The sequence below is a fragment of the Orientia tsutsugamushi genome (genome assembly GCF_900327275.1).
Lineage (GTDB): Bacteria > Pseudomonadota > Alphaproteobacteria > Rickettsiales > Rickettsiaceae > Orientia > Orientia tsutsugamushi.
Genome location: NZ_LS398548.1, coordinates 57,829 through 70,137, shown reverse-complemented (window position 1 = coordinate 70,137; position 12,309 = coordinate 57,829). Strand labels below are relative to the sequence as shown.

Genomic DNA, 12,309 nt, shown 5'->3' with positions numbered 1-12,309 from the left:
AAACATATGAATAATTATTTACAGCTTCGTGCCCGCTTGCTATATGCTACTGCAAGGAATATCTTTAGTTCTACAAATAAGCATCCTTTACCTTATGCTGCTAAAAAAGGACACATAGATGTAGTAAAATATTTGGTAGACCATGGTGTCAATCCAAATACACAAAATGTCTGGCACAATACTGCGTTACATATTTCTTCTCAGAGAGGCAACTTACATATAGTAAAATTTTTGCTAGCTAGTAATGCTAATCCAAATCTACAAAATGAATCTAAAAATACTGCTTTACATTATTCTGTTGAAAAAGGCGACATACATATAACAAATATTCTGTTAAATCATAAAGCTAATATCACTATACAAAACAGCTTTAATCATACTCCTTTTAAAAGATGTTGGATGAAATATATTGAAAATTCAGAGCAGAATTTAGAAATGATGAGATTATTGATTACTCATATAGTTAAGATAGAACGTGCTAACTTAGTAGATACTAATTCACCAGGTTTTTTACAAAATAAAGAGCTTATTAGTGAATCAGAAGAGCTAAATGGACTCAAACAGCAATGTCATAAAGAAATAGAAGAAATGAAGTCTATTTATGTTAGCAAAAATGACTTATCTTTTTTTGATATATTTGTTCTGAAAAAAGACATGAATATACTAGCAAGATGTGTAAATAATCCTGATATCGTAAGGCATCAGAATAAATTTTCCATGTATTCTCCCTTTATTGAAAAATCTATTGAAGAAGGGAAAGCAAGAGCTAAGCTGCTACAAGGAGCAGCTGAATCAATGGATGAGATATTTGAATCCAATCAGGATGCTAATCAAGAAAGTCAGAAATCTTGGCTTCACTTGTCATCAGAAGTAAGGCTGATGATATTAGAGTACTTAAATAATGATGATTTAACAAAACTTCAACACAATGAGGAAGCAGCAGCTGAGGCTGAAGCTCAAGTTGAAGGAGCATATGCTATATATGAGGGAGAGTAGCGCAAGTGTCAAAGCTCTCTGTAGCATTGGTTGTTGCAAATCGCTTGTTCCATACTGTGGAGCTGCCATAGTAGCTAAAATAGATGGAAAGTTAGATAAAAAGTCTGATCTAGCCTCTATAGACTTTGCACTATCATTCTCTGGTACTTCGGAAAATGGATTAATTGATACAGGATTTTTCATGTCAAATTCTATGTAGCTACCGCCTAGAATCAAGCATGTACGCTTAAATGATCTTCCATAATCAAGAACAAAAACCTTACCACCAACTCCTAGAACCGATAGCATTAATTCTTGCATAAAAACAGATTTTCCAGACCCTGGAACTCCAGCTATACAAAGGTTAAAGTTCTCATTTGGAGCTACTGCATTCTTATTTAATGCAGGTAATAAAGCTCCACCAAAAGGTAACCAATACATTATTTGTCCTCGTCTACCAGCTAGTAACATACCTGGAGAGCTTAAATCACCTTTCCATTCACCGATTATTGGTAATAATACTTTACTCTCTACAGAAACAGTTTTTATACCTCTACCTAAGCTAGAAAGCGCTACTCCAACTCCTGCTGTTTGCAGATAATTTCCATTCTGCAGGTCTTTTGCGAGCTTCTAGGCTGATAAATATTTGATCATCATTTACATTTACGCAATCATCATTCTCAAATAACGAAAAATCTCCACTTAGAATTTGTTCAGACAATATTTCATACTGGTTAATATTCGAATGTTCTTCTTCAGGCCAGCCAAATATTACTCTCAGAAACTTTAATAATTGCTGTGCATTCACATTTTCAGTGCTTAATCCAATTGACCTAAACGTATCTTTTAAAGCATCTCGTCTGCGAATCATATCATCTATATTTGCATTTAAATTAGGTATAGTAACTGAAATTAACAATACTACATCCTTTATAGAACCTACTTTTTGAGCTTGATCACGTAAAAATTCTGTTCTTTTATTTGCTAACTCAATAAATATCTCTCCTTTACGATATGACTGCCAGTTGCTTAAAAAATTCTCTATATTATTACTACCAATCATCAAGACTTGCAGGCTACTTTCAGCAGGTAAATTTTCATCGCTTTTCAGAAATTCAGCAATTTCATTTTGAGCCGAAACACTAGCTTCAGCCAATGGGCATGCAAGCAATACAAAACCTATTGAACCACGATTAAAGAATAGCTGAGTCTCATCATCATATGATTCATAGACAAAGTGTTTAGAAAATCTTTCTCGATCAAAATCCTTATGTATGCTTGCGTTCACCTTGACTCTGTATCTGCATTTTGAAGGTACATAAAAATATCATTAATTTTTTCATCTTTAAGATTAATTCTTGTTGGCCCACTATCAGAAATCTCAAGCTTAAGCAGCTCATCAGCTTCTAACTCATATTCTACTGCATATATATTATTAACGTTTACCAAAGCAATAAACCCTATGATAAATCTCAAAATTCTAATACTCATTTTTTTATTCCATTCTCTTTAACACCAGTCAATAACAAAAGGTAATTAGGAGTTCGCTTGTAAGTCAAAAGGTAAGTCTTATCGACAGCTATATGTTTACTATCGCTAAACCAATAACGAAGCGTTCCACTAATTAATACTCCATTCATTTATCACTTCAACCTTCTTTAGAAAAAAAGAGTGAAGACACATTTGAGCCTTTAACAAATTGCAAATGATTCTGAAAAAAATTTTTAAAGATTCAGTATTACTGAATACCACTTTCATGTCTGCTATTTGTCTTTCTACCTCATTTGGAGAAGTAGTAAATAAGAGTTTCATCACATAAATTGCCAATTCCTTTAAATAGGTTTCATGGTAATTTTTTGATGAAAACGTCATTTTACGATCAGGCTCCATTGCTGGAATTAATAACCACTTTTCTTCTTTGGTAATTACAGCCATTATCGCAATTATATTAGCTGCAGCTAGCAATATAGTTACTGAAAGTAAGCATTTATTATATTTAACAAGCTCTTGTATAGCATTTTGCTTAAAGAGATGATTCATTATTTGCCAACTTTTTTGCCCAGAAGTCTTGAATATCCTAATGGAGCTGGCAATAAACCTTTAGCTACTAAAAAACTTTTTAGCAAAAAATTCTCCGATACCTTCTTAAATTTCTTAAAGCAATAACATAGAGCAATTCCTCCAACCATAAATGCTAGGCCTAATTTAGCATACCTACTGTTTAGTAGTACAATTCCTGGAGCTACTCCAGCTAGCACTACTCCCCATTCATCAATGCTCAAACCCATATACTTCAATGGCCTCGATAATGCCCAACATAATTTTTGATTTTGCATAATAACCTTCAGCTGCAATTTTAGCATGAGATTTCTCATTCTGCTACTATAATGTTTAAATTAACTAAATATCTTCAAACGCAGATTTTACCTGTGATAATTAGTTTTCATATATGCATTTCTTCTCATGCTAAGTTTCATGTTATTTCAGTATTTATTTCAAATATCAATTCTTGAACAGTCGCTTATCATTTGTGTTACCTTAGACATATATTGCCTTACTGGCTCTAAACAACTTTGGTATAAATACTCGTTGATTTTATGTCACTATGATTCAATGCTGCACTAATTATATACTGACCTGCGCCTTCATCTGCCATACAACTTGCAAATGTCCTTCTTAGATCGTGTATCCTTAAATTTTTTATGCCTGCCTTTTTACAAATCTTATACCATCCTCTATAAGGATATTCCAAGTGCCCGCTTTTGCTTTTATCAGTTGATAGCACCCATTTACTTTTAGATGTTAATTTCCTTGCTTGCAATATTTCTATTATCTCATCTGTTAATGATATATTTTGCGCCTTTCCGTTCTTAGTTTTTTGGTATATGCCATATTTTTCTTTTAAAATCTATATTGTCCCATTCCATCTCCAACACATTACTTTTTCTAGCTCCAGTATATAACGCTAGTAATGCAAAATCTCTTATCAATGGAGTTGCTTCTCCACATAATACGTGTAAAAATTTACTCATTTCATCGTAACTTAGACGTCTTTCTCTTGCTTGCATTTTATGCGGCTCTATTCCTAGAGTAGGATTGTTTTCTATTAATCTCCATTTTATTGCCTTATTAAATATAGTGCGTAAGGTTGCTAGCAATGCATTTGCTGTGGCATATTTTCCCTCTTTGCTGATATCATTGAATATTTGTTCAATATCATTACTTTTAATATCACTTATCTTTTTTAAAATAACAGTTTCCCATAATTATGTATTCTTGCAGTATCTTTCTGCAAGTTTATAGTATATATTTTGGCATACTCTTCAATATACTTATAACACAGCTCTTTGAATGTAATCTCTTGTCTTTCTTTTATACGATTCTCATTTTCTTCTATCTGTTGTTAACATTTTACTTCTCTTGAATCTATTCCGTTCGTCATTAATCTCTTTAATTCTCTTGCTATTTTTCTGGCTTCTTTAATAGATAAATCTGGAAATACTCCTATCTTTATTTTTATCCCTTCTTTTCTAAATTTTTTTTCAAAAGACCATGTTTTTCTTCCTGTATGTGATATTCTTAGTTTAAGTTCTGGTTCAACTTTATCCTGGATTGTTGATGTTCTTTTAGTCGGAATTTTTATTTTTCTTATTAACTTATTTGTTAACTTTAATGTTATTGATTTCATAATTACACCATATATTAATATATATTAATATATGGTGTAATTACCTAAACAAAGTATCTATATTATTCTCTTTATTTGAATAAAATTTTTATACTAATTTATTTATAACATACCTACTTCCAAGCCGCCTTACCAACTCTAGGTTGGTATATATTTTTCATCCATCATCTTAACCTTTAGATTGAAAACTGACCCCAAATTTCCTGATTTTTTTTTCTACCTATTTTCTACCTTTCGCATTAATTTTTTTGTTATATTGACAAATATTGCAAATATATTTATAGTTAAAGTTGAAGATTAATTATAAATATTAATAAAAGTTAACATAAGTTAATAGTAGGTTATATAAAGTGTAGAAGTTAATAAAAACTAACTTTTTTTCTTCTTTATATTTGATATATCTTTGCAGCTTTATTATTAGGCAATGTTTTAAGAGGAGAATGGTGTCTAGTATGCTCTAAATGCATATGTTTTTTTAGTACATTAAAGACAGACTCAATTAAAGAACGTTTATTTAATAACTGCTTATCTTGTATGTCCAGTAAATATGTTTTCATATCTTTACGAAGATTAGTAAATAAACGTAGACCCATTGGTCAGCAGTTGATGAAATAACTCTTTAGATATGTAAGCTTTATCACCAAACAATTTACTAGATAAGCCTTTATAGAAAAAACTGAAGCTACAGATAGGTCACTTTTATTGCCTTTAGTAATTTAACTGACATTATTTCGCCTTTATTATTGATTAGACTTCTTTCGAAACTAGAGAATGATGTAGAATGGTGTTATAAAAATCTAATTTGAAGTAATAATGAAATTAGATCAGATTAAAGAGTTAAAGGATGAAAAATTTCGTCGATTAACAGGAGTAAGGAAGAGGACATTTTCAAAGATGGTGGATATTTTGAGGAAAGCTGATGGTCTTAAGAAATCAAAAGGTGGACGTAAAAATAAGCTCAATTTGGAGGAACAGTTGCTGATGGTGTTAGAATACCTTAGAGAATACCGTACTTATTTCCATATAGGTCAGAACTATGGAATTAGTGAAAGTTCAGCATATAAAGCTGTAAAATGGGTAGAAGACACCCTAGTTAAACACCCAAACTTTACTCTTCCATATCGTAAAGCTCTAATGAAGAGTGATATGAATTATGAAGTAGTCTTGATTGATGCTACTGAAAGTCCTATAGAAAGACCTAAAAAAAACAAAAATTCTATTATTCAGGAAAGAAGAAAAGGCATACACTAAAAACTCAAATAGTGGTAGATAAGAAAATGCGCCAAGTAATATGTACAGATTTTTCTAACGGTAAAAAACATGACTTTAGATTATTTAAGAAATCCAAAATTCTTATCCATCCTAAGGTAAAAGTGATTACTGATACAGGATATCAAGGCATACAAAAAATTCACAATAATTCTGAATTACCAAAGAAAAAAAGCAAGAAAAATCCTTTAACTAAAAATGATAAAAAGAATAATCATAGGTTAGCAGGAGCAAGAGTTGTGAATGAAAACGTTATTGGTATGCTAAAACGCTTCAAAATTATTGCTGACAAATATCGAAATAGACGTAAAAGATTCTCTCTTAGATTTAATTTGATCTCTGGCATTTATAATTTTGAACTACCTTAACCAGTTTCAAAAGAGGTCTATTATAAGATGAAGCTTCTTAAAGACTAAGAACCAGCCATAACTACTTTTAGCAATTTTAGAAATTTTGTTAAAAACTCTATTGCTAGAGGTACGTTTATTATGACAAACTGTTATAATACATTTGTTCATGTTGTGTTATTCCTTGTTTATTTAAATTTTTTTTATAACTCAACATTTTCTCTTTGTATACCTCTTATTCTCTACATTTTATATTTCCACTTATCCTAATCTGGAGTTTCTAATAATAAATTGTATAGGCATTGCTAATTTAAAGTTTTTAGTTAAATTAAGACTGAATACTCAGTTAGGATATATTTGCAGCGCTATATATGTTCTGATTTTGTTTTTTAGATTAGATATGTATACTTGACATTGACAAAAAATACAAATTCAATTATAATTAAAACAAAAATTATAGTAGGTTTTTCGTAATAAGATATAGGCGAAAAAAGATATAATATAGTTAAACTACGAAGGGCTGGTAAGTCTTGATTGTATTAAGATTATTGTAATTTTAATTTGTTTTTTGCTTTAACAGTAATTTTGTGATGTTTTGGTGGATTCAAGGATAAAAATGCAATAACTTTTAATGGTAGTATATATGCTATCCAAGAAAAAAAAGACTATTTTTTTACCACTTATGCTAACTTAATGATTGTAAAAAGTTTTAGTTACCGAGTAATAAACTGTTTGTTGCTTTGTAGATGAATGCAGTTCAAATTCTAGCTCTAGAAGCAATGTTGATATATAAGCGTTGTTATATCAAATTAGCTAGCAATCGAAAAACACTTAATATGGGTTGTAGAGTTAATTATTTTATCGGAGCATGGCGCAGTCTGGTAGCGCATCTGGTTTGGGACCAGAGGGCCGGGAGTTCAAATCTCTCTGCTCCGACCATTATTATATTATCAATCGTTTTATCCTTGTCTCATCATTTCGAACCTCAGTTGTCGTAAAATATTTGCTACTTTCACCATCGTCATGATATAATTCTAGTATTCTATCTCCAAACTTAATCCTTATCTTATCTCCTCTTCTTTCTCTTCTAATCCCCTATCCTAATCTTGCGTTATGAAAGTTGATATTTTAAAAAGAATTTTGATAAAATTTCTGATAGTATTATAAGACTGTAAAAAATAAAATTTGATAACAGTACATGCTACTTTTTTTGAGCAAGCTATCTTTATTTAAAAATAAAATATTGTTGTTCTTTTGAATCAGCATTTATTCCAGATAAGTATTAAGTAAACAGTATCCACTTAACTTATCAGCAATCTTTGATAGTTTAAGGTATCGTGGCTATTTAACAATCTACCAATATGATCCAATTAAAGATGGAGGCAAAATGATAACATATTCAACATGTTACTGCAAAACGCCAGTTTCAGATTTTAGTCAAATTCTATTAAATAAGCTGATACTAATAAATCAACATACACAAGGATATATTAATCTTTATGAAGTTACAAAGGCAATAAAATATGCTAAAAAATATCATGGCAAGCAAAAGAGAGATACAGGAGAGCCATATTATATATATCCATTGGAAGTAGCCTGCACAGTAGCAGAATACAGCTTTGAAACTGATACGATTATTACAGCAATACTACATGATACCATCGAAGATACAACATTAACTAAAGAAAAAATTGCTAAGGTCTTTTGTGTAAAGATTGCAGAACAGGTTTTTGACCTTACCAGAATTAGGAATAATAAAAAAATCAGTTCTAGAGAAATGATTAAAATATTGCGTCAGCAAAACAAAAAAGATTTATTATTAATCAAATTATGCGACCGTTTACACAACATTCAAACCGTATTCATAAAATCTGATGAAAAAAGACAAAAAATCATCATTGAAACTGAACAAGAATTTATACCTCTTGCTCGACACCTTAAACTATCAAAGATTGCTGACAAGTTAAGTGGATACTGTTTACTTAATACTTATCTGGAATAAATGCTAATTCAAAAGCACAACAATATTTTATTTTTAAATAAATATAGCTGGTTCAAAAAAAGTAGCATTGTTTTATTTTGAACTCTAAGATTTAAGACTATAGTCATTTACAATGAAGTTTGCGTATAATATCTTATTGGTAAATCTTATGATGAAGCCATTATCGCTTTTTTCTATGCTCAAACCTCATTGTAAATGACTATAGTATTTACCTCATTACTCTCCTAATTTAAATTTTATTGAAAAAATGGTTTCAAGCTAAATCGACAGGAGTGAAATATTGCCGTGACTTAACTATAAGCTTTATGCTAGCTAAAATCAGCACTAGAATCTACTTATAAAATAAGTAATAAAATCTTGCATATGTAACTTAACTATGATATAAAAGATTAATAGTTATTAATTCTTTAGCAACTTTTGTGCTAAAGTTATCAATAATTATCTAAATTAACTTAAAATTATTATATTAATGAACAGATTAAATCGACTTGATGAATTAAATCAACTTGCTAATAATAATGAATTAACAGAAATAAACTTGCAAGAATTTACAGAAGAAATTAACAGTTCTTGTGATAAAAGCTTTCATGCTTTACATCGGTCTATTATTCATGGTAATTTGAATATTATAAAGCTTCTTATAAATAAAGGTGTAAGTCCTAATATACAAGTAGGTGGAATACATGCTTTACATTGGGCTGTTATAACAGACGAATTAGAAATTGCAGAAATTCTTATTGATGCAGGCGCAGATGTTAATCAGCAAGATTGTCACAAAACGACTCCTTTACATTTAGCTATTCGGAATCCAGATATTGTTAAGCTTCTTATAGGTAAAGGTGCAAATCTTAATATTCAAGATAATGAAAAAAAAACTGCTTACGATTTAGCTGCGGAGAATAATTGCATAGATGCTGCAAATATAATTCGAGAAGAACTAACTCAAAGTGTAATTAAGACCTATGAAGATAGACTAATATTAGCAAATGAGTTACCATCAGTTGCTTTGAATTTAAAGGAAAGCAAGTTATTTGGATTAAATACCTATGCTTTAGAAGAAATATTAAAGTATCTTAATTTTAATGATCTACAATCATTAATAGAAGCTTGTACAGTCAAACTATATACAGAATCAAACTATAATACAGATATGCCAGCTATGGGAGGAGAATTTAGTATAGATGATAATAACGCATAGTAAGTAAAAATGAACATTTTTATCTTGACAATTAGCTATAAGTACTGTTAAACCTAAGACGCAAGATCTTAGTTGTACTGAACATTGAGGAAGCCATTCTTTAAGGCCTCAATGTCCTTAACATGGCTGCACCATTCTTGACGAAAGCTATTCTATTTTAAGCCATGAAGGCGAATGTGGCGCTTAGTGTTTTCATTCGGTTCAGAAGCAAATTTTAAAATCACAGCAGCTTTATTTTGCTGTTCTTTATCAAAAATATCTTTACCGATTGTAGTCCAATGATTCTGAACATTTTGATGTTGTGTTAAAGTTTCTTTTAGTGAAACAATTGCACCAAATAAAGTATTTGCTGATAAGTGATCACGCTTAGCTTTAGCAACTAATCTACCCATTTCGATAAGACATCGAGTACGCATTTTACGTTCTTTAATTTTAAGGTTAACCTCATCCATGATTAGCTTAGCCTTTTTTTGCTGAAGAGTAATTTTTTGCTGCATAAGACTTGCCATGTTAGTAATTCAGAAAGATAAAAAAATCAGGCAAGAATATATCAAAATACAATTCCAGTAAAGAAAAAAACCGTACTTACCAAACCAACATCAAATAATTATGGTCAAAAAAACCGTGAATCCAAGGTTAGAAGCTTTATTAAAGGATAAGCTTAAGCGTGTAGGTAAGCTTGGAAGCACTGTTCCTCCCAAAGAACCGTACAAGCGAATTACTTTGCATACGGCTTAAGCAATTTACAAACAGCTGCAATAAGTTGTACGCTATTACTGTGTACTTGCCGGTGGCAGTTTTCATGCAATAAGCACAAATTGTTAATATGGTCAGTGCCACCACATCTTATAGGAGTTATATGATGTACATTAACATTATTCCATGAGAAACATTTTTTCCATTCTATTAACATTCGTTTTTTAAACGATTTTATAGACTCTTTAGATGGTTTAACTAGTAGGACTCCCCCTATTGGTGTTATATTGTCGAATATTAAATCCAAGGAAATCAAAACCTTATAGTAATAGTTTTCCTATTTCTTTAGAATTCTTTTAACAATATTTATAACCATAATGTTACCCTTATTTCTTTTGTTTTAGGCTATTGCTGTAGTATTCGTTCTTCCTATAACTATAGCATACTTCTTATATTGAATCTAAAGATTGCTAAAAGGAGGTTTGCATCCTTCTAGATAAAAGAAGAAAGCCATTATTTTAAATTACAATTTTTCAAAAATTTACTTTAGTTAATAAAAACTAACCTTTTATTTCAATTTTTCGCGCTTTATCCTGCTCTCTTTTAGAGATTTTTATACACAGCATTCCATCACTAAATTTTGCATCTATATTATTTTCATCTATATTTGAAGGTAAACTTATTGATCTTTTAAACGAACCGTAATACCTTTCACGCATATAATAAAATTTCTCCTTTTCTTCTAATTGGTCATCTTTATGTCCTTCAACAGTCAAGATATTATTATCTATTTTTAAAACAACATCTTCCTGCTTAATACCTGGCAACTCAACTTCTAAATGATATTCTGTATCTGTTTCAAAAACATCTATTCTTGGTAATAGTGCTCTATCTTCATCAAATAATGACGATTGGAAAGAACTAAAGTTGTTTAGAAAATCACTAAGCACATTATTTAAATCTTGCCTTAGTGTATTACTGTGGTTATTAACCTTATTTCTACGTATTAAAAAACTCATAAATACCACCTAATTATAATAAAATAACTTAATTAAGGACCATAATACTAGTATAATCATTTATCATTTATTATTCAATAGTGTGTAAGTTAGAAATTTGATTTATCGTATATAAATTGAAGTAGCATAAATTAAAAAGCATTAATATGAAGTATCCTGGTTTTTTCCTTCGACAATTCTAAGCCTCTAATACTTAACCAATCATTAATAATACTTTTGGCTCTGATACATGAGCTTTCTGACTTAGCACAAATTACAAAATCATCAGCGTATCTCACTAAAGCATATTCGGATTTAGAATGAAGATGATCACATTTATTATAAATAATATTAAGTATATCACTCATTCCATGAAGAGTTATGTTTAAAAGTAATGGAGAAATTAATCCACATTGTGGAGTACCAGCTGTTGTTTTGATAATTTGATAATCCTGCATTACACCAGATTTAAGCCATGCTTGAATCCAATTACGAGCAGGGAAATTTCCTATAATTTTCAAAAGAAAATTATGATCAATATTATCAAATGCACCTTTGATGTCAGCATCTAATATCCAATTCCTAGTAGTGCCAGGACGAACAATACTAGATATTCTCTGTATTGCATCGTGAACGCTACGTCCAGGTCTAAAGCCATAGCTGCAACCTTCAAACTTAGCTTTCAAATATGGTTCAAGTGCTGATTTTACAACAGCCTGTCTACACCTATCCAAAATAGTTGGCAAGCCTAAAGGTCTAGATTTGCCATTACTTTTTGGTATGTACACACGCTTAATCGGTTTTACAGATGATAGATTGTTATCTGCTAACTTTTCTATCAACAGACTCCTTTCTTTATCTGTATTAACAACTATTTTATCAATTCCGGGACTTTTTCGTCCTTTGTTGATTTGAGTAACACGTCTTATAGCAAGTAACCTATTTGCTCTTGATCTTAACATCAATCTTTGTAAGTTACCTACTAACTTCGTATTACCATTTGCGAATGCACTATAAATACGTCTACGAAGATTATTAACCTTTTGTATAATTTCTTTCCAATCTATTGAATGCCAATAGATTTTCTTGAAATTATCCTTAGTCTCAATTGTTACATTTGCGTTTTGCATTCACTT

The 12,309-nt window shown here is 30.4% G+C and carries 11 protein-coding genes, 1 tRNA gene and 6 pseudogenes; 5 read left to right on the top strand and 13 right to left on the bottom strand.

The features are described 5' to 3' along the window. Positions 1–6: 6 nt before the first annotated feature. Positions 7–996, top strand: a complete 990-nt coding sequence (locus tag DK405_RS00365) for an ankyrin repeat domain-containing protein (RefSeq protein ID WP_045912919.1) — start codon at positions 7–9, stop codon at positions 994–996. Here DK405_RS00365 and DK405_RS00360 read toward each other — a convergent pair. The 8 genes and pseudogenes from DK405_RS00360 to DK405_RS00325 form a co-directional block, all read right to left on the bottom strand. Further along, positions 910–2,263, bottom strand: a pseudogene (locus tag DK405_RS00360) (TraC family protein). The gene DK405_RS00365 and the pseudogene DK405_RS00360 sit on opposite strands and share 87 nt — an antisense overlap. Positions 2,264–2,277: 14 nt before the next feature. Continuing rightward, positions 2,278–2,466 (bottom strand): annotated as a pseudogene (locus DK405_RS00355) (hypothetical protein); the annotation flags it as partial. After that, positions 2,463–3,015, bottom strand: a pseudogene (locus tag DK405_RS00350) (TraE/TraK family type IV conjugative transfer system protein). The pseudogenes DK405_RS00350 and DK405_RS00355, both read right to left, overlap by 4 nt. After that, positions 3,015–3,350 (bottom strand): hypothetical protein, encoded by a 336-nt coding sequence (locus DK405_RS00345; RefSeq protein ID WP_064612973.1) that lies wholly within the window; start codon positions 3,348–3,350, stop codon positions 3,015–3,017. Before DK405_RS00345 ends, DK405_RS00350 begins: the two are co-directional and overlap by 1 nt. 188 nt (positions 3,351–3,538) lie before the next feature. Next, complete coding sequence (locus DK405_RS14880; protein WP_269459329.1) at positions 3,539–3,796, bottom strand: tyrosine-type recombinase/integrase; 258 nt, start codon at positions 3,794–3,796, stop codon at positions 3,539–3,541. A 49-nt stretch (positions 3,797–3,845) separates the two neighbouring features. Continuing rightward, positions 3,846–4,133: a tyrosine-type recombinase/integrase gene (locus DK405_RS14875; RefSeq protein WP_174197557.1), complete on the bottom strand. Its 288-nt coding sequence runs from the start codon at positions 4,131–4,133 to the stop codon at positions 3,846–3,848. A 245-nt stretch (positions 4,134–4,378) separates the two neighbouring features. Further along, positions 4,379–4,663, bottom strand: coding sequence for an Arm DNA-binding domain-containing protein (locus tag DK405_RS13430; RefSeq protein WP_052691726.1), 285 nt, complete (start codon positions 4,661–4,663; stop codon positions 4,379–4,381). Between the two features lie 431 nt (positions 4,664–5,094). Next, positions 5,095–5,414 (bottom strand): annotated as a pseudogene (locus DK405_RS00325) (transposase); the annotation flags it as partial. A 62-nt stretch (positions 5,415–5,476) separates the two neighbouring features. On the opposite strand from DK405_RS00325, the gene DK405_RS00320 reads away from it, so the two are divergent. Beyond that, positions 5,477–6,300, top strand: a protein-coding gene (locus DK405_RS00320) for an IS5 family transposase (protein ID WP_109510522.1) whose coding sequence is annotated in 2 segments (ribosomal slippage) — positions 5,477–5,864 and positions 5,864–6,300 — 825 coding nt in all. Because the reading frame shifts where the segments join, the coding sequence is not laid out codon by codon here. A gap of 15 nt (positions 6,301–6,315) precedes the next feature. Here the strand turns inward: DK405_RS00320 and DK405_RS00315 are convergent. Further along, a pseudogene (locus DK405_RS00315) lies at positions 6,316–6,435 on the bottom strand (transposase); the annotation flags it as partial. Positions 6,436–7,141: 706 nt separating this feature from the next. On the opposite strand from DK405_RS00315, the gene DK405_RS00310 reads away from it, so the two are divergent. The 3 genes from DK405_RS00310 (at position 7,142) to DK405_RS00290 (ending at position 9,479) form a co-directional block, all read left to right on the top strand. After that, a tRNA-Pro gene (locus tag DK405_RS00310) sits at positions 7,142–7,218 on the top strand. Between the two features lie 448 nt (positions 7,219–7,666). Next, the gene (locus DK405_RS00295) at positions 7,667–8,281 is read left to right on the top strand and encodes an HD domain-containing protein (RefSeq protein WP_064613158.1); all 615 of its coding nucleotides are present in this window, start codon (positions 7,667–7,669) and stop codon (positions 8,279–8,281) included. 469 nt (positions 8,282–8,750) lie between these two features. After that, positions 8,751–9,479: an ankyrin repeat domain-containing protein gene (locus DK405_RS00290; protein ID WP_045912571.1), complete on the top strand. Its 729-nt coding sequence runs from the start codon at positions 8,751–8,753 to the stop codon at positions 9,477–9,479. A 68-nt stretch (positions 9,480–9,547) separates the two neighbouring features. Here the strand turns inward: DK405_RS00290 and DK405_RS00285 are convergent. From DK405_RS00285 to DK405_RS00270, 4 genes and pseudogenes are all read right to left on the bottom strand, one after another. Then, positions 9,548–9,988 (bottom strand): annotated as a pseudogene (locus DK405_RS00285) (conjugal transfer protein TraD). A gap of 209 nt (positions 9,989–10,197) precedes the next feature. Then, positions 10,198–10,482 (bottom strand): HNH endonuclease, encoded by a 285-nt coding sequence (locus DK405_RS00280; RefSeq protein WP_045912570.1) that lies wholly within the window; start codon positions 10,480–10,482, stop codon positions 10,198–10,200. Positions 10,483–10,735: 253 nt separating this feature from the next. Further along, positions 10,736–11,194 (bottom strand): Hsp20/alpha crystallin family protein, encoded by a 459-nt coding sequence (locus DK405_RS00275; protein ID WP_045912569.1) that lies wholly within the window; start codon positions 11,192–11,194, stop codon positions 10,736–10,738. A 131-nt stretch (positions 11,195–11,325) separates the two neighbouring features. Next, the gene (locus tag DK405_RS00270) at positions 11,326–12,303 is read right to left on the bottom strand and encodes a reverse transcriptase domain-containing protein (RefSeq protein ID WP_064613160.1); all 978 of its coding nucleotides are present in this window, start codon (positions 12,301–12,303) and stop codon (positions 11,326–11,328) included. Positions 12,304–12,309 lie beyond the last annotated feature (6 nt).